The organism is Mediterranea sp. ET5, from assembly GCF_023337025.1.
Classification (GTDB): Bacteria; Bacteroidota; Bacteroidia; order Bacteroidales; family Bacteroidaceae; genus Phocaeicola_A.
Window position 1 is genome coordinate 354235 of the sequence record NZ_JAMBLN010000001.1, and the last position, 22974, is coordinate 377208.

Below are 22974 nucleotides of genomic sequence, written 5' to 3' on the forward strand. Positions count from 1 at the left end.
CGTATTGATATCTGTTTTTTAGTTGTCTGAAATACGTTGACATGATTTTAATTGCCTTTTTTCTTTCCCACAAGAACTGCAAGAGCAAGTCCCAAAATAGCCATAGCAGCATTCTTAGTATTCTTCCCAGTTTTTTTCTCTTTTTTCTTTGTATTAATGCCCATAGTAACTAATTTTTAAGAGTAAACGTTTTATATTTCTTCATATTTAACATATTGACCAGAATTCTTCCACTGTTCAATATGTTGTTTATATTGTTCTAATTGTTTTACTTTTATCTGTAAGTCTTCAACCTCCTTATTTCGTTCTGCTACCCTCTTACACAATTCAATGTAGGATGGAGCAAAGTTTTTATAATACAAATCTTCAGAACTAAATAAATTGAAAATCTCAGCTATGCAATTATTGATAGCATTTCCCAATTTTTGTTTCAGTTCTTCTAATTTCTTTTTATTCTCATGTTGTTTATACCAGCCATATAGTTCAAACGCAACTCCAATACCAGCACCTATCCATCCAGCCCATTTCGTAATATTTTTGCCTAAGTTTATTGCCCCATAAGGCTTGAACTTATAACTTTTAGCAATAACATCACGAATGACTTTGACTTGTTCTCCTGTTACTTGTAAATTCTTCAATTCGCTTATACCAAACTTAACTGCTTCGTTAAGCATCTCATTTTGCATCGAATAATCATTCTCCAATTTTACAGCTGCTATATCTACGGCCTTTGCGTTTGTCTCACAGCACTGTTCAATAAGAGTATTTATTTTTTTATGGAAGACATAAAATGTAATATTCCCATCTTGCTCTCCCAAATGATTTGATATTACGTCTCCTATAGTTTCCAAGGAAGCACCTTTGATCTCTCGAAGGACATCGCTTTTTATTTCATTTATGGCATTTTGAAGTTCATCTTTTGATGAGGCAAGCTCTTTCTTCAACAGCCTTTGGTCCTCCTCAAGATCTGTTGCTGAGTCTTTTATCTTGGTCAGTGCTTTATTCACAGGCTTAGTTGTTCCTTCAATAGCTTTTTTCAAGCCATCAACAACATCTTCAACAGATGTTTCAAATGTTGAAGAGGAAAGCGATTCGGCGTCAGTCTTGTCAATAACTGTATTTATACAATTTCTTAAATCCTTTATATGTGAGCGCTCGTAATAGCCATCCATTTTGGAAAACCAATGTGCTAGCCCTTTACCTTTAGGGTCAGCTGCAATACAAACGATATGCAGACTCTTCTCTTCGTCGGGAGTCAGATTGATGGTAGTGCGAAGGCGCGAAATGAGATTTTCTTTTTTTATTTCGCTACCTCTTCTAAAGTCGTCAATATCCAAAAGATCATAGCCTGCCTCGTCCATCTTGTTGATTACGAAGATAGTATTATCCAATTTATGATAATCGCGCATGACACGACGAATTATCTCCACATGACTCTCCTTTAAAGGAACAACTGCATCGCATACATATATAATAATATGTGCCTCAGAAATGTATCTCTCAGTAATTTGTGAGAACTTTATATCTTTCCCATCTATCTCCTTCTCTTTTGTTCCAAAAAGTCCCGGGGTATCAACTATCTTAAATCCTTTCTTTAAATCTTTAGGACGGTAGATTGTTAGTTCATCTGAGGATTCATCATTATCAATTTTCATATTATCTTCCAAGCGACCTAACAGCCCGGCAATCGCACTTGTTTTACCATCAGAGAAGCTTCCCAATAATACAACACTAATCTCACCATCATTGACGGTATTAATAATACTGTTCACTTTGTCAATGTAAGGTTGTAGCTCTGGGATGCTGTTAAGTCCTAGTTCTAGTAAACGCTTTAAAGATGTTAGTCTGTCTAGCTTTTTACTTCTAATATTAAATTCTTCCATATCTGTTATGCTTTAATAGTTTTACAAATGCCTCTATTTCATCGTTAAAGCTATCTATAGAGTCGTTCAATTCTTCTATATTATTCAATTCCTGCTTTACTGCAGATTTGAGCTTTTTCTCTTGGGATTCAATATCCCTCAATACAGGATTTAATGCTTTTTCAATATCTCTTTTCGCTATTTTTTTTGCTTCACCAACAGCATCGGAAACACTCTTCTTAGCATCTGCTTTTCCACCATCACCACTGACTGCATGTGCTATTCCTCCTATTACTCCTCCAGCAACAGCACCAAAAAGAGTACCTACTAAAGGAATTACACTTCCAATTGCTGCTCCTGCGGCAGCTGTACTTGCTGTTTTGGTTGCCCAGCCTAATACATCATCAAAGTCAATCTCCAATTCAGATAGTGCTCCACTGAAATCTATTTCTGAATCAAGATTAATATTTATACAGAAGCTAATGGAAGCCAAATGAATGCCATCAAGTTCTTTAATTTTTCGATTTGCATTATTACTTACACGTGAAAGTTCATCACTAACAAGGCTTTTGATACAAGTCTTAAGCTCATACAATAAATGGCTTTGTATATATTCTACTTGATTCTTAATATTGCTGTCACCTTTATCTATCAACTCAAAAACTTCATTTTTAAGTCTACCATATATGCTATCTATTGCATTCCTTGATTTATTCTGTATAGCTATATAAGCTGAATCAAGATAATTGTTGCATACCTCTCGCTCTACGACTTTTAGGTTGTCCTCCAATCGCTTTAAACTATGTTTTTGCTCCTCCATAGATAGAGAGATTTCACTTGAAATCTTGTTAGCCAACGATATCATTTTCTGTTTATTGGCCTCAACAATCTCAGTTCTAAAGTTAGAAGCTTTCTGTTGTACAAGATTGATTAAAGTTTGAAACTGACTAAAATTCATAATTCTATCCGGACTCCCGAAATATTTAATCAGTTTTTGTTGGGTTTTGATTAGGTCCTCACGCTGCTTTGAGAATCTTGCTTTAGCAGACATTGCTAAAAGAGCCTGCACAGTAATATGTCCGGCATATACATCACCGAGTATTTTCTTAAATTCTAATTGAATAAGGCTCTCTGTCTTTTTTATGCCATCAGTCAGAAGGGTTTCACGTTCTTCCTCTTCATCGTAGTTACTAGCCCCACCACGCACATTGTAAATAGAATATACTTTGACCCAGTCCCCAAGATATTTCTTTATTTTCTTGGCTGTAGCTTCATCGGGCTTTTTATTATGACCTTGTACATAGAAAATGCAATGAGCCTTATGAAGCGCAGTCTGAATAACCTCTTTGAATTCATCTTCGTTTCCTTCTATACCAGGTACGTCTATCAGAGTAAAATTATGTCCCCCTATGGACATCTTATATTCCTCGTAGGTTTTGGTGAAATCATGCCTTCCGTCTCCTACAATGAGTCCATCCTCTTCCCGTCTATTCTTGTCAAACAAGATACGGAAGGTCTCAATAATAGTACTTTTACCTGCATTCGTTTCTCCAAAAAATGCAATGACAAGGTTATCCCAAATCGTTTCACTTAAAGCCTTTGAAAGTTCTTTGTTAGCTAAGTCTATCTGGGCGTTAAGAGTTTCCCCAATAGAACGTTTGACGGTATCGAAAGAGGAATTAACTCCTTTCAGTCCCGAAACATCTTGTTTGGTGTTACGTAGAATATCTAATAATTCATTGTATGCATTTTCGATATCTGTTTGGGTATTTTTCACCATAAATTTAGTTATTAAATTAACAAATCATTCTAATTCTCATTACTTCTCTTTCTCCCCTTTCTCCATCCCTTCCCAAATCCCCCGATACACCCATTCATGGAGCCTGCCCAGCCATCCTGCGGGGCGTGTACGTATGCTGCCGCAATGCGGGCAACGTTGGGGCATGGTGTAGAAGGTAGCGGCATACTCGATGTCCAGACCGGGGAACTTCTTGCCGCAATGGGTACACTTGAATTGGGTTATTCCGCGTAACATAACCTTACAATGCCGGGGAATGATGACCCTTGTTCTCCCCCTTGGGATGGTGCACACACTGGCCACCGGTCATGACCTGGATGCTGGGGAACTTCTTGCCACAATATTTACACGTGTATTCACTCTTTTCCGTCCCTTCGTAGAGCTTGTGACGTCCCTTGTTCGGTCCGTCGGGGTGACGGACGCAGGTGGCGGAAGTCAACTGACGGACACTGGCGAACTTCTTGCCGCAGTATTCGCAATAACAGGTGGGGGTTGATGAAGACATGGTCACTCCTTTTCCGGGCAGCATGCCCGACGTGAAGAGCAGGTACAGACCGAAGGCTGCAACGCTCATGGATAAGATGGATACTCGGTTTTTCATGCGTTCTTCCGTTTTTTGAGGTTATCACTCGGCATCGGTTTTTCAAAGTTATTTGTCTCGTGTACCACTGCCAAATTATTTTAGGTTCAAGTAGGTTCACAAATGAAAGATTTTTTTAGCCCTCCAACAACGAGGATTTTTAGCCCATTGACTGATGCAAAGAAAAGGGCACCCTATGCCAAAGCGTTGCACGGCTCGGATTTTTTTTCACACGGGACAAAGGGGCGTGTGGGGCGATTCATTTGACCGTTTGACGAATGACACAGCGGGGCATCCCCCCGGACAGGAATCTGAAAGGAAAATTTGTCCGTCAACGGCAAAGCCGTTAATTTTGCACCGCTTCTCAGGTGACGGGAAGAGGTCCCGTCGGCTGATGCATGCCTCAACTATACCTTATATATATGATCTATCCACAGAACTTTGAACAGAAGATAGGCTTTGACCAGATACGCGGACTGCTGAAAGGGCAGTGCCTCAGTTCGCTGGGACAGGAACGTGTCGACGCCCTGGCATTCTCCGACCGTCGGGAGGACATCGGACGCCGGCTGGAAGAGACCGCCGAGTTCGTCCGCATCATTCAGGAGGAAGACAGCTTCCCCGACCAATATTTCTTCGACGTGCGTCCCTCGCTGCGCCGCATCCGCGTGGAAGGGCTCTACCTCGACGAGCAAGAGGTGTTCGACCTGCGCCGCTCGCTGGAAACCATCCACGGCATCGTCCGCTTCCTGCACTGGGAAGAGGAGGAGACGGGCGACTACCCCTATCCTGCCCTGCAGACTCTGGCAGGCGACGTGACGGTGTTCCCCCAGCTTATCGGCGCCATCGACCGCATCCTGGACAACTACGGAAAAATCAAGGACTCTGCGTCCGCTGAGCTGCTGCGCATCCGTCGGGAGATACTCTCCACCACGAGCGGCATCTCGCGCAGCCTCAACGCCATCCTCCGTTCGGCACAGTCGGAAGGCTACGTGGACAAGGACGTGGCACCCACCATGCGCGACGGTCGTCTGGTCATCCCCGTGGCTCCGGGCATGAAACGCAAGATACGCGGCATCGTGCACGACGAGTCCGCTACAGGCAAGACGGTCTTCATCGAACCGGCGGAAGTGGTGGAGGCGAACAACCGCATCCGCGAGCTGGAGGGGGAGGAACGGCGCGAGGTCATCCGCATCCTGACGGAGTTCTCTGCCACGGTGCGTCCGCTGATACCGGACATCCTGCGCTCCTACGAGTTCCTGGCGGAAATAGACTTCATCCGTGCAAAGGCACGCTTTGCCATCCGCACGCACTCCATCAAGCCCCTGCTGGAGGACCGTCCGCTCATCGACTGGGCAACGGCGGTGCACCCCCTGCTGCAACTGTCGCTGGAGAAACACGGCAAGAAGGTGGTTCCGCTGGACATCGAGCTGGACGAGAAACAGCGTATCCTCATCATCTCGGGTCCGAACGCCGGCGGCAAGTCGGTGTGCCTGAAGACGGTGGGACTGCTGCAATACATGTTGCAATGCGGACTGCTCATCCCGCTGCACGAGCGTAGCCGGACGGGCATCTTCGGCAGCATCTTCATCGACATCGGCGACGAGCAGAGCATCGAGAACGACCTGAGCACCTACTCCTCCCATCTGCTCAACATGAAGCAGACCATGAAGCACTGCGACGGACGGAGCCTCATCCTCATCGACGAGTTCGGCAGCGGCACGGAACCACAGATAGGCGGTGCCATGGCGGAAGCGGTACTGAAGCGGTTCAACGACCGGAAGGCGTTCGGCGTCATCACCACGCACTACCAGAACCTGAAGCACTTTGCCGACGCCCACGAAGGGGTGGTCAACGGGGCGATGCTCTATGACCGCCACCACATGCAGGCGCTCTTCCAACTCCAGATAGGCAACCCGGGCAGCTCGTTCGCCGTGGAGATTGCCCGCAAGATAGGCATCCCGGAGGAGGTGATTGCCGACGCGTCCGCCATCGTGGGCAGCGAGTACATCAACGCCGACAAGTATCTGCAGGACATCGTCCGCGACAAGCGCTACTGGGAGACCAAGCGACAGAACATCCGCAAGCGGGAGAAGCAGATGGAGGAGACCATCGCCCGCTATGAGGCGCAGCTGAAAGAGCTGGAGGAGAGCCGCAAGGACATCCTGCGCCGGGCGAAGGAGGATGCACAGCACCTGCTGGAGGAATCGAACGCCCGCATCGAAAACACCATCCGCACCATCAAGGAGTCGCAGGCGGAGAAGGAGAAGACACGGACCGCCCGTCAGGAACTGGACGAGTTCAAGGAGTCGGTGAAAGACATCGAGAAGCAGAAGGCGGAAGAGAAGATTGCCCGCAAGATGGAACAGCTGCTGGAGAAGCAGCGCCGGCGCGAGGAACGGAAGAAGCAACCGAAGGGGGAAACGGCACAGACGGTGGTGAAGCCACGCCCCGTGCAACCGCTGCAACCGGGCGACCCGGTACGCATCAAGGGACAGACGTCCGTGGGCGAGTTGCTGGACATCAGCGGAAAGAATGCGACGGTGGCATTCGGCATGATTAAGACGACGGTGAAGCTCGACCGCCTGGAGCGCACCGATGCTCCGGTGACAAAGACCGGACTGGAGAAGAGTTCATCGTTCGTCAGCACCAGCACGCAGGAGAGTGTGTATGAGAAGAAGTTGCAGTTCAAACAGGACATCGACGTGCGCGGCATGCGTGGCGACGAGGCGATCCAGGCAGTGACCTACTTCATCGACGATGCCATCCTGCTGGGAGTAAGCCGCGTGCGTATCCTGCACGGGACGGGTACGGGCATCCTGCGCACGCTTATCCGCGACTACCTGAAGACGGTGCCCGGCGTACGTCACTTCCAGGACGAACATGTGCAGTTCGGCGGTGCCGGGATTACGGTAGTCGATTTGGAGTGAGAGCTGCGGACAGGAAATTAAAAGAATGAAGAGTGAAGAATGAGGACCACAAACAGGCTCCTGCATTCTTCACTCTTCTTCATTTATCTAGTTTGCATTGTAACGGGGGAGCATCTCTTTGGTGGGACACTCGTAGTTGGAGATGGGGAGCTGCACCTTACGCAGGTCCTTCAGCTTGAAGTGCGTCTTCTCGATGTCTTTCGGAAGCTTTCGCTTGGAGAAGGTCTGGAAGTAGAGCAGGCAGGCGTCCTTCCACCACACGGCGTCGTGCGCCTGAATGTCAAACTTCTCCTCGATACGGTCGTAACGCTCGGCATCGACGTAAGGCTTCATCCGGGTCCACACGTCGCAGAAGCCGCGGGCAGCCTTCACGCCGTCATCGTACTTGTGGCAAAGCTCGTCCCAGAACGTGCGTCCGCTCTTCATCCTGTAGTCCCAGGGGACGTGATGGAACCAGAGGAGGTACTTCTCCGGACAAGTCGCCAGGTCGCCGTAGAGACGGCACAGGGAGTCGGGGTATTGCGCTACGGCATCCGAACCGCGGCTCGTGCGGTCGAAGCCCAACCCTTCCTTATCCGCACGGTGATAGTACGGCGGCATCCAGTCGCGGCGTGCACCCGGCACATCGTACCACGGTTCGGGACCGTAATGGTGGTTGCCGGCAAAGATATGGTGCAAGCCCAGCGGCATCATGTAGTCGACCACGACCTCACGGCTGTCGAGCATCACCTGCTTCATGGCATCCACGAATGCCGGTTCGTCCGTGAACGTCTGCTTCAGCCACTCGTCCGCCATCTGTGCGGGGGTCAGCGAGGGGTTCCACGCCATGCGTCCGAAGGCATACCAGTTGGACTGGGCAAGGTCGTGCCCGCACCAGTTGACGTCGTCGCCCACATTGCTCACGGCACATACGGCACGCAGGGAACGCGGACAGACGTCCTCGAAGAACTCCGTCCACATGGGCGGCAGGTAAGCCAGGTGGTTGGAGTGACCCAGGTACTCCTGCGTGAGCTGGAACTCCACCATCAGGTCGGTGTGCTTCATCGCCGTGAACAGCGGACTGTAGGGTTCGCGCGGCTGGAAGTCAACCGGTCCGTTCTTCACCTGCACGATGACGTTGTCCATGAACTGTCCGTCGAGCGGCAGGAATTCATTGTACGCCTGCTTGGCACGGTCATCGCTGGAGGGAGCATAGACGAAGGCACGCCACATGACGATGCCTCCGTAGGGCTTCAGCGCCGTAGCCAGTATGTTGGCTCCTTCAGCGTGTGTGCGGTGATAGTCACAGGGACCGGGTTGCCCTTCGGAGTTCGCCTTCACCAGGAAGCCGCCGAAGTCGGGGATGAGGGCATAAATCTCACTCACCTTCTGCTTCCACCATGCCTGTACGCCGGCATCGAGCGGGTCGGCAGTCTCCAGTCCGCCCAGGCCCATCGGCGAAGCGAAGTTCACCGACAGATAGACCTTCACTCCGTAGGGACGGAAGATGTCGGCGAGCACCTTCACCTTCTTCAGGTAGTCTGTCGCCAGCATCTTGGGCGAAGCATTCACGTTGTTCAGCACGGCTCCGTTGATACCCACCGACGCATTTGCCCGGGCGTATGCCTCGTAGCGGGGTGAGACGACGGGCAGTTCCTCCCATTTCCACAGGGAGTGTCCGGCATAACCCCGTTCGATGGTCCCGTCGAGGTTGTCCCAGTGGTCGAGGATGCGGAGGTCGTATGCCGGACGTTCGGTGACATCCAGCTGCGAGCAGTCCGCCCCGGTGGCTTGCAGACGCAGGAGGTGATAAGCTCCGTAGAGCAACCCCTTCTCGCCCGACGCACCGATGACGATGCGTCCGTCGCGGCTGCGGAGGGTGTAGCCTTCCGGTCCCAGGGCGCGGTGGTCGGCATCCGCCATGAGCTGCAACGCCACGGGCACGCCTTTCCAACAGGTCTTCAGTTCACGTACGGCAACCTCAGTTACGGGCGTGTGCAGGAGGCAGTCGACCTGCGCCCCGCTCCCCGCTTCCTGACGGAGCCACAGCCTGCTGCCGTCTTCCGCCCACACCGTGAACGTCAGGCAGCAGCAAGCCAGGAGGGTCAAGAAGCTGCGAAGCTTCATTCGGCACCTCCGTCGATGGTGATAATCTTGCCGTCGGCATCATACTCCAGCTCAACAACCTTCAGGCTGCGGAGCCAGGTCTTCCCGTTGGAAGGCACACAGTCGTGGTGGAACAGATACCACTTGCCCTTGTACTCCACGATGGAGTGGTGGGTGGTCCAGCCTACGACCGGAGTCAGGATGACACCCTGATAGGTGAACGGTCCGTAAGGATTGTCACCGGTGGCATAGCACAGGAAGTGGGTGTCGCCGGTCGAATAGGAGAAGTAATACTTGCCGTTGTACTTGTGCATCCACGATGCCTCGAAGAAACGGTGGGGGTCAGAGGCGGTCAGCGGCTTGCCGTCGGCATCGACCACAACGACCGGTTTGGGTTCCTCGGCAAACTCCAGCATGTCGTCTGCCAGACGCACCACACGTCCGGGCAATGCCGGCTCGTCTCCTTCGGGAAGCGAGGGATGCTCGACAGCCTTGTTGTCGCGGTAGCGTTGGAGCTGTCCGCCCCAGATGCCGCCGAAGTACATATAGTAGGAGCCGTCGTCGTCACGGAACACGGCGGGGTCGATGCTGTAGCTGCCCTTCATGGGGTCCGGCTGCGGAGTGAACGGTCCTTCGGGACGGTCGGAGATTGCCACGCCCATGTGGAAGACATCGTTGCGGTCCTTCATCGGGAAGTACATGTAGTACTTGCCATCCTTGAAAGCCACGTCGCAGTCCCACAGCTGTCGTCCTGCCCAGGGCACATCCTCCACACGCAGCACCACGCCGTGGTCGGTCACCTCGCCGTGCATCACGTCGTCGGTCGAGAACACGTGGTAGTCCTTCATGTTGAAGTGGTCGCCGTTGTCATTCTCAGGCACACCGCTCTCCCAGTCATGGGACGGATAGATATAGACTTTGCCATTAAAGACATGTACCGAAGGGTCGGCCATGTAGTCACCCGGAACCAGGTATCTTGCTTCTTTCTTCATAGTGTTATTGGATTTAATGCGTGTTGTTTTGATTCTTCTGTGCTTCGTCAATCAGTTCCAGCACGAAGGGCTTCGGCTGGCCGTCGCGGTCAATCAGCAACGGGTAGTCCTTACGTCCGGGAACGGGGAAGTTATTCTTCCAGGAACCGCGGTCGGTCAATCCCCATGCCGTGACGCGCTGGATGACGTCGGAGTGCTTCTCGAACAGTTCGAAGAATGTCTTCATGCGTGCATTCCACTTCTCCGATACGGAGTCGGGCAATGCCTCGGGATAGGGATTCAGGCGTTGCTTGAACGCGACGGTGTCGCTCACATTGGCACTCCGGCTGACGGTGGGCAGGGCACTCATGTCCCACTCGGTAATCATCACCTTCACGCCTTCGGCAGCAAACGCCTCAATGCTGCGCTCGAACTCTTCGATGTCGGGGTGGTCCATACCCATGTGTCCCTGCATGCCGACGGCATCGATGCGCAAGCCTCTCTCCTTCAGCTGACGGATGAGCTTCACCACACCGTCGCGACGTCCCGGCACGTTCATGCCGTAGTCATTGTAATACAGCTCTACATCGGGGTCTGCCTCGTGGGCATACTGGAAAGCCAGGGGAATGAACTCTTCGCCCAATATCTCGTAGAAGGGGCTCTTGCGGTAGGAGCCGTCTTCGAGGATGGCTTCGTTGACCACGTCGTAACCTTTGATTTTGCCTTTATAGCGGGTCAGGATGGTGGTGATGTGGTCCTTCATGCGCTGCTTCAGCACTTCGGGAGTGACGAGCTTGCCGTCCTTGTCCACACAGAACCACTTCGCCAGCTGGCTGTGCCAGATCAGGCAGTGACCGATCATCTCCATGCCGTTCTCGTGGGCAAAGTTGACGATGGTATCGGCGGAAGCGAAGTTATAGTGGTCTTCGGCAGGATGGATAATCATGCTCTTCATGACGTTCTCCGCCACGATGGAGTTGAAGTGCTGCTTGATCAGCTTGACGGCATTCGTATCCGTGACTTCACGGGGTGTGACAGCCACGCCCATCGTGAATTTGCCTTCTACCACGTCTTTCAACCCCGGAGGTAGAGCGGTCGCCACCGTCTGCTGCTTGCAGGAGCAAGCCAAAGAAGCCACCAGGACGGCTCCCAACATCAGTTTCATCTGTTTCATACTCATTAGTTGTTATAGGAGTTCATCACACTTCTGTTTGATTCTGCGGACGAGCCGTTTACTCGTTCTCTTGCCGGCTTCTGCGTTCTGCCAGTTCAGCCTGCATCCGCTCGTTATGCTGCTTCGTGATGGGATAGAAGCACAAGGCTACCACACCGACGGCAAAGGTCAATGCCGGAATCAGGCTCGACGACAGCACGATGCCGTCGATGGCGGATTCGCTCTGTACCACGCCGTGACCGGAAACGTAGCCGAAGCCCGAGAGCAGGAAGCCCAGGATGGCGCCACCCACACCGAGACCGGCTTTCAAGGCGAACACCACACCGGCGAAGACAAAGCCTGTGGCACGACGGTGATGCACATATTCGGAGTGATCAGCCACGTCGGCAATCATCGCCCAAAGCAAGGGTACGGTGGGTGCATAGGCGAGGCTCTTCAGGAAGTTCAGGGTGAACATCAGCCCGATGCTGTCGGGAGCAGGCAAGTAGAACATGGCGGTGAAGACGGCTGTGAGTGCCAGGCAGACGATGAAGGTGTTGCGCTTGCCGAAACGGCCTGCCAGGTAGTTCGACAGCAGGATGACGCCGAAGAACTGCACGATGGCTCCCACCATGTTGAACACGCCGAAGCCGACTTCATAGGCATGGTCGGGCGAGTTGAGCACCAGACCGAAGGCATTGAGGATGGCATAGCCCACCGAGCCGTCGTCAGCCGGCATCACCAGTCCGAGTGAATCCAGGAAAGAGTAGAGGGCGCCACGGTCCACGTAGTTCTCGAAGTAATAGTTCATGGCACTGCCCCACATCGCCAGCGTGATGAACACGAACAGCGTCAGGATGAACATGGCACGCCAGGGCACACTGCTGAACACGTCCTTCACGTCTTCGCGGATGTTGGTCTTCTGCCCGGCGGGAGGCGTGATGCGCTCCTTTGCCGAGAAGAACACGACCACCAGGAAGACCAGACCGACAGCTGCAAACAGACTGATGGTGCACAGCCAGCCGTGAGCAAGGTCTTCGCCTGCCGAGAACTTGTTCACCAGCGGAAGGGTCAAGCCCTGGACAACGAACTGTCCGATGGTGGAGAAGACAAAGCGGACGGACGTGATGCTCGTGCGCTCCTTGATGTCAGCCGACATCACTCCACCCAACGAAGAATAGGGTGTGTTGTTGAACGAGTACATCGTCATCAATAAGGTATAGGAGATGGTGGCGTAGAGGGCGACGAGTCCCTTGTCCTCGATGCCGGGATTGTAGAACGCCAATACGTAGAACACCATGAAGGGCAGCGCCGTCCACAGTACCCACGGACGGTATTTACCCCAACGGGAATTGGTGCGGTCGGAAAGGATTCCTACGGTCGGGTCGACAAAGGCATCCACGATGCGGGCAACCAGCATCACCGTTCCGGCAATGGCGCCTTCGAGTCCGAACACGTCGGTGTAGAACTTGGTCTGATAGATCATCATCATCTGGAACACCAGATTAGCGGAGCAGTCGCCAAGTCCGTAACCGACTTTCTCCACCAATGATACTTTTTGGTTCTGTAACATTTTCACAGTATTAAATTGGTTTATGATTAAACGCTTGTTCACTTGCTGCATACTACAAAGGGACACTGCTCCGACCGTTCGGGTCTCTTCAGCGTCCTGTGTCCGGCATCCGGTCCCCGGAGGGAGCCTGACCGTATGCCGCCGGATGCAGGCGACGGCAACCTGATGTTCCTTCCTCCACACCCGGCGAAGGAAGCAGGCAGGACGAAACATCCTGCACGATATGAGGTTTCTAGCATACGCTACGTTTTTAGTCTGTTAAACAAAGCCTGCCGGGAAGTCCGATGTCGGACAGGCCCCGGCAAGCTACCTGAAAAACCTATTACCTTTTAATACTATACTAACTATGAAGTCAGACCTCCGGATGCCGGAGAGCGGCACAAGTCCGTCTCCACTCCGACCGGAAGACCCGCCTCACGGCGACAACCAGCCAGCGCAAGCAGCCCGAAGCCTGCTTTATGTCTTTCTCATCAATTTCCATTCATAATGTTATCCTGACAATCTTCCTCCCTCTCACGGTCTACCCACTGAAAGCAATCTCTACATTCATGTAACTCTATCATCTCAGTAAGATAAACGATGAGGCGGATGCCTCGTTCGTCAGGAAGGAACCAAAGCTGTGTCTGATGCGCGACTCCGGTCCTCCTGATACGAAACAAACACATATTACGAGCGGAAATCATGTCTATTCAGTCTTTCCATCGGGAACATTCATCTTGTTCCTTACGGAGGCAAAAGTACAAAAGGAATGGAATCCGCAAGCATTCTGGCGTTACATATTTTTCCGGGATTGTTTCATCCGCGTTTCTTCTCGTTTCTTTTTCGTTCAATCTCGTTACACAGATTCATTAAGACGCACTCATTCAACAACTTGAATAATGTTCACCTTTTTGTCTTCCGGACGGAAAAATGCGGATGACACACCGACGGGAACGCATCGGCGTGCGGGCAGGAAGGGGACATCCCGGGGGTATGCAGGACACAGGCGGCGGTTAGACAGGACAAGACCCGGGGATAGACAGACCAAAGTATAATACTTAGCCTGCCTAAGTATAATACTTAGACCCCCTAAGTATTATACTTTGGTCCGTCCATGCCGGGCTTCGTGCACACTGAGCCCCGGCATGGACAGCGTCTGTCCCGGGCAGGGACTCACTGGGAGACCTTCTCGATGTAGTCGGTCGGGGAAACGCCCCAATATTTGCGGAAGCAGGTGGAGAAGTACGTCTGGTTGGTGTAGCCCACCGCATAAGCCACCTGGGCGATGTTCACCTTGTTCTCCTTGAGCAGGGTGGCGGCGTGCTTCATGCGGACGTTGCGTATCAGGTCGCTCGCGGGCAGTCCCATCAGCTCCTTCAGCTTGCGGTGCAGCTGCACACGGCTCAGGCCGACCGCCTCGGCAAGGCTCTCCACGGAGAAGTCGGGGTTGGCGATGTTCTCCTGGATGGACCTCATCACACGCTCCATGAGGGCAGAGTCGTTCGACTTGATTTCGGGGAGCTTCACCTCGTCGCTTTCTGTCAGCCCCAGCAACTTGCCGCGCAGCTTCATGCGGTTGGTGAGCGTCGTGTATATCAGGCTCTCCAGCTCCTGCATCACGAAGGGCTTTGCCAGATAGGCATCCACCCCCGACTCCAGCCCCTGCAGGCGGTCGGACAGTTCGCTCTTCGACGAGAGCAGGATGATGGGGATGTGGCTTGTCGCGTCATTGGTCTTCAGCATCTTCACCAGAGCATAGCCATCCATCTCGGGCATCACGACATCCGACACCACCAGGTCGGGCTGCTCCGACAGGACGAGCTGCATCGCCTCCTTGCCGTTGCCGGCGGTCACTACCTTATAGATAGGCTCCAGTTCGGTCCGGACAAAGGAGCAGACCTCCTCGTCGTCGTCCACCACCAGGACCTTGTAGGAGGTCTTGGCACGGACGGGCTTCCGGTTTTCTTCCTCCTGCCCCGTCCCTATCGCCGACAGTCCTGCCGGCTGCGGAAGCTCGAGCGAGTGGAAGTCCGGCTCCTCGGTGCACAGCTCGTCGGCACGCAGGTGGGCATTGCCCAGCGGGATATGGATGAGGAAGATGCTTCCGTGTGTGTCCTTGCGGTTCATTGCCACGATGGTCCCGTGATGCAGTTCCACCAGCAGACGTGCCAGGTTCAGCCCGATGCCGAAGCCCAGCGAATTGGTGTGCAGGGAGGAGGAAGCCTGATAGAAGCGTTCGAAGATGCGTTCCAGCTTGTTCTCGTCGATGCCCGAACCGGTGTCCGACACGGCAATCTCGACATAATCCTTCAGGGCGCCGCTGCGCTTGGAGTCATGGCCCTCGCGCAGGACAATGCGGATATCTCCGCCGTCGGGGGTGTACTTGAGGGCATTGGAAAGGATGTTGACCAGGACTTTATCAAAGTTGTTGCGGTCAATCCAGGCATAGAGTTCGTCCGCCTCGTGCTCGAAGGAGAAGGTGATGTGCTTCTTCTCCGCCTGGAACGCGAAGAGCTGGTAGAGGTCGTCGATGAAGACCACGAGGTCCGTCCGGCTGAGCGCCATCTTCATCTGCCCCTTGTCGATGCGGCGGATGTCGAGCAGCTGGTTGAGCAGGGATAGGATGCGGTTGGAGTTGCGGTACATCGCCCGGAGTGCCTTGGTGGTCGCGGCGTCATGGGGCTTGCCCAGCAGTGACTCCAGCGGACTGATGATGAGGGTCATCGGCGAACGCAGCTCGTGCGCCACATTGATGAAGAAGCGCAACTTCTCCTCGCTCAGCTTCTCCTGCTGCTTGCGTCGGATGAAATAGTAGACCAGATAGAGGATTGCCAACAGCAGCAGGGCATACACCAGGTAGGCCCACCCGGACAGGTACCACACCGGACGCACCTCCAGCCAAAGCGTCTTCACCGGCGAATAGGAGCCGTTGAGGCAGGCTCTCACCTCCAGCTGATAGGTCCCGGCAGGCAGGTGCATGAAGGCGATGCGGTTCTCGCCCGCCAGCGTACGACTCCACACGGGCGTCCGGTTGGCGAAACGGTATTCATAGTAAATGTTCCCGGCATTGACAAAGTCCATGGTGGAGAAGACGAGGGAGAAGATGTTGTCCTCGTGTGCCAGCTCGATGTGCTCCACGTCTTCGATGCGCCGGTCCACCTTGTATTTCCGTTCGGGAGTCGTCATCTGCTGGTCCACCGGAAGGTTGCCGATGAACACGTGGGTCAGCACCACGGGATGCCGGTATGCCTCCACCGCCATGCTGACGGGCTGGAAGCTGGTCACGCCGACGCTCTGCCCGAAATAGACCCGGTCATGCACGGCGTCGTAACCGTAGAGCCCGCGCATGTACTCGGAGTTGCCCAGTTCGGAAGTGGAGAAATAGTTGATGATGGACGCCTCGCGCCCCTTCTCGCGGTGAATCCGGCTGATGCCCTTGAACGTGCTGCACCAGATGTTGCCCGCCTTGTCTTCCGCCAGTCCGCAGACCACGCCGCCCACCAGGCCTTCCTTTGCCGTATGGGCAGTGAAGGCGGCGTGAACCGGGTCATACATCCACAGCCCCTTGTTCGTCCCAATCCAGATGTTCCCCTGACGGTCCTCCAGCAGCGAGTAGCAGATGCATCCGCCCAGGACCGAATCACCCGGCAGCGTCACATAGCTGCGGCTGCCCATGTCATAGCAGTCTATGCCCTGGTAATGCCCTATCCACAGCTTGTTGCCCCGTCCGCGCATCATCACGTTGACCCAACGGTTCTTCAGTGCGGGGTCGATGTCCGCCTGTTGTCCATCGGCAGGGGTCAGCGAACGGTCGCCGATGGCAAAGCAGTTCACGCCGTAGCCGAAGTCGGCTACATATAAATAGTGTCCCGACTCGTCGGTCACCAGGCTCTTGATGCGCCGGAACGACTCCTTGAACACCGGTGTCGCCGTTCCCCGACGGAGGTCCACCTCCAGCAGTCCGTGTCCGTAGGTCCCCACCCAGAAGGTATGGTCGTCCTTGCGACACGCCGAGATGACCGTCTCCTTCATCGGACACCGGAGCGTGAACCGTCCCTGTTCGTCAAACGAGCCGAAGCCTGCGGGGCTGACTCCGCCCCAGACCGTCCCGTCGCGGTCAACATACAGCCCGGAGAGCGACTTGCCCTCCGGCACCGCCCAGCTGACGAAGTGGTCTGACTTATGGGGTATCTGGAGCAGACCGCTCTGGAAGCAGCCTATCCAGACGTTCTTGTCACGGTCCTCGCAGAAGCATACGGCATTGGCTTCGGGCAGGTAGAGCCAGGGATTGTCCACCTCGACGGACTCCAGCCTCCCTTCTTCCCGGTTGACCCGGTAGAAGCCCCGTCCGTAGGTCGCCACGTACACCTCGCCGTCAGACAACCTGCCGATGGCATGAATCTGGTAGCCGTCAGACTGACGTCCGCCCAACGGCACAAACTCCTTTCCACCGGGAGCCAACAGGTAGACCCAGCCTCCGGCAGCCACCAGGATGGTTCCGTCTGTAGCCTCGGTCACGTCAGAAGCATTGTTATGGACGAACAGTCCTTCAGGCAGACGCTTCCACTGTCCGTCCGTGTCCTTCTTAAGGGCAATCAGCCCGTTCTTCGACGTGGCAAGCCAGAGTCTGCCCTCAGCATCCTCAAACATGCGGTTGATGCCGGCTGGAGAACCGGCAGCCTGGTTCAGCGCCTCGTAGCGTGAAAGCTCCCGTGTGCCTTCATCCAGCACCCCGATGCCGTAGCCCGATGTCGCCACCAGCAGTTCGCCCGAGCGCAGGGACAGGACATCCTGGATGCTGGGATAGACCACATCGTGAAAGGGGATGCTCTCGAAGCAGTTGTGCACCGGGTCGTAACATTGCAGACCGACGTTCGTCCCCACCCACAGACGGTACTGACGGTCCTCGCAGAGCGACAGTACATTGTCGTCCATCAGCGACGAGGGGTCGGACGCGTCATTATAGTAGCCTTCGAAGGTCATCCCGTCATAACGGTTCAACCCGTATCCGGTGGCTATCCACAGGTATCCCCGGGAGTCTTGAAGCATGTCGGTGAAGAGGCTGCACGACAGTTTGTCGGAGCCGTAGAAGCGGATATCACCCGCCAACACGGGGCATAAGGAGATCAGGATGACAAACAGGAAGGCGAGGAGTTGTTTCATAGTTCGCTTGCAAGGTTTGAATGAGATGCTGCAATATTAAACATTTTTCGCTTATTGCGAAAGAACGACACGCGCAAATTGCAGCCGGAATACCCGATTTGTACAGCACAAGGGACTGCCGGCTGCCCGTGTGAAACAAAATTAGGCGGTTTTTGTAACCTCGACAAAGCAGAATGTAACAACAACAAATAAATGTGTAACGTTTCAGACCTCCCCTACGCCCGTAAAGCCGTACCTTTGTAGAGACATGAACGAATCATTAACATCGAACAACCAACCAGCGATATGAACAAACTATTCCTCTCCCTTGCCGCGCTGTCACTGAGTGTGGCTTCCTTCGGTGCCGAGCCTTTCATCACCTTCCGCCCGGACGCGGGTAGCTTGCCTCTCGTCCGTGCAGGCAAACCGCTGCCCATCCTGTCCGACGAACAGGAGGCGGGCATCCGCATGGCACTCGAAAGCCTCAGCGCGGACTTTGCCCGGGTGACTGGCACACGGGCGACACTGACCGCCACCCCGTCGGACTCCCTGTGTATCCTCGTGGGCAGCCTGGAGTCGCCCCTCATCCGACAACTCATCAAAGACAAGAAACTCGACGAAAAGATGCTGAAGGGCAAACGCGAGACGTACGTCCTGCAGACGGTCGACCGCCCCACGGAGGGCGTCAGCCGGGCACTGGTCATCGCCGGAAGTGACAAGCGGGGCACCATCTACGGCATCTACGAGCTGTCGGAACAGCTGGGTGTGTCGCCCTGGTACTGGTGGGCAGACACGCCGGTGGTGCAACGGACGGACGTGTATGCCCTGCCCGGCAGCTACACCGACGGAGAGCCTGCCGTGAAATACCGCGGCATCTTCATCAACGACGAATGGCCGTGCATGGGCAACTGGGCTCAGGACAAGTTCGGCGGCTTCAACAGCAAGATGTACGCCCACGTGTTCGAGCTGCTGCTCCGTCTGAAAGGCAACTTCCTGTGGCCCGCCATGTGGGGTTCCGCCTTCTATGCCGACGATGCGGAGAACAGCGCACTCGCCGACCGCATGGGCATCGTCGTCGGCACGTCGCACCACGAACCGATGGCACGCAACCACCAGGAGTATGCACGCAACCGCGACAAGTACGGTGCATGGGACTACCAGACCAACGCCGAAAACCTGAACCGCTTCTTCCGCGAGGGCATGGAGCGTGTCCAGGGGACGGAAGACCTCATCACCATCGGCATGCGGGGTGACGGCGACGAAGCGATGGGCGAGGACACGAACATCAAGCTGCTGGAGCGCATCGTCAAGGAGCAACGCAACATCATAGCCGACGTCACCGGGAAGTCCGCGTCAAAGACTCCCCAGGTGTGGGCACTCTACAAAGAGGTACAGGACTACTACGACCAGGGCATGAAGGTACCCGACGACGTCACCCTGCTCTTCTGCGACGACAACTGGGGCAACGTCCGCCGTCTGCCCGACCTCGATGCCAAGCCGCGCAAGGGTGGATACGGCATGTATTACCACTTCGACTACGTGGGTGCTCCGCGCAACTCGAAGTGGATAAACATCAGCCCCATCCCCCGCGTATGGGAACAGCTGAACCTGACGTATGAATACGGCATCCGCGAGTTGTGGGTGGTCAATGTGGGCGACCTCAAACCGATGGAGTACCCCATCGATTTCTTCCTCGACATGGCGTGGAACCCGCGCCGCTTCCATGCCGACAACCTGCGGGAGCACACCGAACAGTTCTGCCGCCAGCAGTTTGGCGACGAGTATGCCCAAGAGGCTGCACGCCTGCTGTGGACCTACCCGAAGTACAACCGCCGCGTCACCCCCGAACTGCTCAATGCCGACACCTACAGCTTCAACTACGGTGAATGGGAACGGGTGGTCAACGAATACAATGCGCTGGCACAGGACGCCGAGAACCTCCGCTACCGCCTTCCGTCAGCCTACCAGGACACCTACGAGCAACTGGTGAACTACCCCGTGCAGGCGTCCGCCAACCTCTACAACCTGTACTACGCCCAGGTCATGAACCGGCGACTTGCCAAGGAGCACAACACGGAAGCCAACTTCTGGGCGGACCGTGTGGAGAGCTGCTACCTGCGCGACTCGCTCCTGAGCCACCACTATAATAAGGTAATGAGCGACGGCAAGTGGGACCACATGATGGACCAGATACACATCGGCTATACGTCCTGGAACAATCCGGACCATCCCGTCATGCCGAAGGTGACGCGCGTGGCTGTCCCGACGGCTCCCTACGCCTTTGCCGAGACGGACGGTCATGTCTCCATCGAGGCTGCCCACTACACCCGCGCCATAGCCGACGGTCAGACCCGTTGGCAGGTCATCCCCGACCTGGGCAAGACCCTGTCGGGCGTCACGACGCTGCCGGTGACGGAAAGCCCCGAACAGATGCAGCTGGAGTATGACATCGACTTCGCCAAGGGCGGCACCGTGGAAGTGACCCTCCTCCTCGCCCCCACGCTCAACTTCAACCACAACAAGGGCATGCGCTACGCCGTCAGCTTCGACGGAGGTGAAGAGCAGGTGGTCAACTTCAACGGACACTACCGTGGCGAGCTGGGACGCTGGCAGGCGAACCCCATCATCGAGTCGAAGACGAAGCACACGGTGGGTGCCGGCAAGCATACGCTGCACATCCGTCCGCTGGATGCCGGCATCGTCTTCGAGAAGATACTCATCGACTGCGGCGGACTGAAGCCCAGCTACCTGGGTGCGCCGGAGACCTTGAAAGACTGAGAAATCGCAAAACATCCAATACGAGCAGACTCCCCCGACGTGAGTCGTGAGGTCCGCGCCATCAGAACCGGACACAGGGACCGCCCTCCGTAAGCGTGCCCCTGTGCCCGGTTTCTGTTGTGCCTGCCGGAAGGGGAACGGCCTCTGCTGACAAAATGTCAAATGAAGGCCTCCACAGTGCCCTTCCTCGCACCAAAATACGGTTTGGTGGATTCCGAGGCCCTTCTCAGGCGATTCGCAAAATACACTTTGTCACCCTATTCAACCGAACGCAATCCCTTTAGGAGGTTTACCACCTTCCTCGCTTTCCAACAGACATCCGACCTTCCACATCCCCCACTTTCCGAAACCTTCCGATTTGTTGACATGGCACATCTTCCAGAGAGTGAAACTCCAGTTTTTTTGCTTTCACTTTCCAAAGATTTGACTTCCGCAGACGAAACAATCGTGTTTGGCAGGTGAAACTATATTGTTTGACGCGGCAAACGATATTGTTTGGCTCGCGAAACAATATTCTTCCGGGCACGTTTTGTCTATTTTTCGAAAACAGAATGTATAGTTTTCTAAAATAAGAGTCCTTTTCCGTGCTTTTCATTAGTAGAATTTAGCATTTCCTCCCTGGTTTGTCGGAATTACGTTCTATATGCGTTAGCACGAAAAGGCGATTTTGACAATTACGTCAAGCAAATAAGCCTATTCGGTTGCTTTTTGACAGACGTCTCAATTGACAATTAACCGTTCGGTCCAAGCAATTCAAAAAAATGTAGGGGCGAGCGGCCTGCTCGCCCGGTCCAATCAGGATTGTTCCCCCACACCAATGACATAATACAATTGCCGGACGATGCATGTTTGAACGTTTTTCAAACGCCTGTCGAATGTTTGTTGAATGTTTGTTGGACGTTGCATTGGACGTTACATTGGACCGGGCGACCAGACCGGTCGCCCCTACATTTATAGATAGCCAGAACATACGGTACTACCAATCATTCATGGAAAGATATGATATTGACTAACGTAGGTGCGACGAAATCAGAACAAGACCAAACATTATTTGCATTATATACCTCAGTCATAATAGAAAACACTACCTTCGCACAATAAAAGAAAATATATGAAGAAAGCATATACAATAGAAGAGCAAATAGCCAGACTTAAATCCAATGGAATAATATTTGACAACGAGGAGAAAGCGAAAGAGATTCTACTCGATGTCGGGTATTATCCGGCTTGGTTTTTATTCTTTTCCTTATGAGATTCAGTTCCCTAATCTTGAGCATCGTGACCACCAACTGAAACAAGGAACTACATTCAAAAGTGTCTATGATCTCTATGAGTTTGACACGAAACTCCGCAGGCTGTTGCTTAATGCCCTTGACCGCATAGAAGTCAACATCCGTACCAAACTAATCTATCATATATCCCTCCGATATAAAGAAGATCCGTGTTGGTTTGTAAACCGCAAGTATGTATCTTCTAAATTCGTCAACAATTTTGAAGAACAGATTTATGCTCCTTTGCGTAAGAATCCCATCATTGAGCATCACCATGCCAATCATGCCGGCATATATGCGCCAGCGTGGAAAGCCATCGAATTTATGACCTTAGGTAATATCATACGATTGTACGATGCACTGAAAGAGACGGATGCAAAGAACTTAATCACCAATGAATACGGCTGTTCAAGAGGTGTGTTCTACAACTATCTTGAAACGATTCGTGTCCTTCGCAACAAATGTGCCCACGGTGGGTGCTTGTATCGTATGGATTTTCCCAAAGGTATCAAACGACTACCAGCGAATGTTTCGGAATACAACAGACACAATATTAAAGGTGGCATAGATGTTGTAAGATATTTGCTGGGGAAAATTTCTCAAAATCGAATGGCAGAGTTAGATAATGAAATACGTATTCTTGTCAATTCCATCCAAACTATCGAGGCTAAAAACGTTATCGCTGAAGTGTCAAACATGAAAAATTAAAATGTTAAAGCCATATTTATCTTCGCCATTTAGGGGATAATGCTTACCTTTGCATCAGAATCAGTGCCCATACGAGCTTTGTCGTCGTATCTGCACTATAAAAAGGAAGTATAGAAATCTCAGTCTTTAGGCTGGGATTTCTTGTTT

Annotated in this window: 13 protein-coding genes; 3 read left to right on the plus strand and 10 right to left on the minus strand. The window is 53.2% G+C overall.

The window, feature by feature from the left end; all coding sequences use genetic code 11:
• Positions 1-47 precede the first annotated feature (47 nt).
• From M3087_RS01420 to M3087_RS01440, 5 genes are read right to left on the minus strand one after another with little or no spacing between them, the layout of a single operon-like run.
• Positions 48-164, minus strand: coding sequence for an LPXTG cell wall anchor domain-containing protein (locus tag M3087_RS01420; RefSeq protein ID WP_249093202.1), 117 nt, complete (start codon positions 162-164; stop codon positions 48-50).
• A 27-nt stretch (positions 165-191) separates the two neighbouring features.
• On the minus strand, positions 192-1883 hold the full coding sequence (locus M3087_RS01425) for a LeoA/HP0731 family dynamin-like GTPase (RefSeq protein ID WP_249093204.1): 1692 nt from the start codon (positions 1881-1883) through the stop codon (positions 192-194).
• Positions 1870-3642 (minus strand): GTPase, encoded by a 1773-nt coding sequence (locus tag M3087_RS01430; RefSeq protein WP_249093206.1) that lies wholly within the window; start codon positions 3640-3642, stop codon positions 1870-1872. Before M3087_RS01430 ends, M3087_RS01425 begins: the two co-directional genes overlap by 14 nt.
• Before the next feature lie 39 nt (positions 3643-3681).
• Complete coding sequence (locus M3087_RS01435; protein ID WP_249093210.1) at positions 3682-3897, minus strand: hypothetical protein; 216 nt, start codon at positions 3895-3897, stop codon at positions 3682-3684.
• Between the two features lie 4 nt (positions 3898-3901).
• Complete coding sequence (locus M3087_RS01440) at positions 3902-4261, minus strand: C2H2-type zinc finger protein (RefSeq protein WP_249093211.1); 360 nt, start codon at positions 4259-4261, stop codon at positions 3902-3904.
• Between the two features lie 401 nt (positions 4262-4662).
• Here M3087_RS01440 and M3087_RS01445 point away from each other — a divergent pair, with 401 nt between their 5' ends.
• Entirely contained in the window at positions 4663-7167 is a 2505-nt protein-coding gene (locus M3087_RS01445; protein WP_249093213.1) for an endonuclease MutS2, read from the plus strand.
• A gap of 87 nt (positions 7168-7254) precedes the next feature.
• Here the strand turns inward: M3087_RS01445 and M3087_RS01450 are convergent, their stop codons facing one another.
• The 5 genes from M3087_RS01450 to M3087_RS01470 all read right to left on the minus strand — a co-directional run bounded on the left by M3087_RS01450 (position 7255) and on the right by M3087_RS01470 (position 18091).
• Positions 7255-9273, minus strand: coding sequence for an alpha-glucuronidase (locus tag M3087_RS01450; protein WP_249093215.1), 2019 nt, complete (start codon positions 9271-9273; stop codon positions 7255-7257).
• Positions 9270-10244 (minus strand): glycoside hydrolase family 43 protein, encoded by a 975-nt coding sequence (locus M3087_RS01455; protein WP_022385939.1) that lies wholly within the window; start codon positions 10242-10244, stop codon positions 9270-9272. Before M3087_RS01455 ends, M3087_RS01450 begins: the two co-directional genes overlap by 4 nt.
• Positions 10245-10257: 13 nt before the next feature.
• Positions 10258-11397 carry an endo-1,4-beta-xylanase gene (locus M3087_RS01460; RefSeq protein ID WP_249093217.1) on the minus strand — a complete coding sequence of 380 codons (1140 nt, stop codon included), beginning with the start codon at positions 11395-11397 and terminating at the stop codon, positions 10258-10260.
• Positions 11398-11455: 58 nt separating this feature from the next.
• Positions 11456-12949 carry an MFS transporter gene (locus M3087_RS01465; protein WP_249093219.1) on the minus strand — a complete coding sequence of 498 codons (1494 nt, stop codon included), beginning with the start codon at positions 12947-12949 and terminating at the stop codon, positions 11456-11458.
• Positions 12950-14101: 1152 nt separating this feature from the next.
• On the minus strand, positions 14102-18091 hold the full coding sequence (locus tag M3087_RS01470; RefSeq protein ID WP_249093221.1) for a two-component regulator propeller domain-containing protein: 3990 nt from the start codon (positions 18089-18091) through the stop codon (positions 14102-14104).
• A 285-nt stretch (positions 18092-18376) separates the two neighbouring features.
• Between M3087_RS01470 and M3087_RS01475 the strand changes: the two genes are divergently transcribed.
• Both M3087_RS01475 and M3087_RS01480 read left to right on the plus strand, forming a co-directional pair.
• Entirely contained in the window at positions 18377-20848 is a 2472-nt protein-coding gene (locus M3087_RS01475) for a glycosyl hydrolase 115 family protein (RefSeq protein WP_249093223.1), read from the plus strand.
• Between the two features lie 1208 nt (positions 20849-22056).
• Complete coding sequence (locus M3087_RS01480; protein WP_249093225.1) at positions 22057-22827, plus strand: Abi family protein; 771 nt, start codon at positions 22057-22059, stop codon at positions 22825-22827.
• Positions 22828-22974 lie beyond the last annotated feature (147 nt).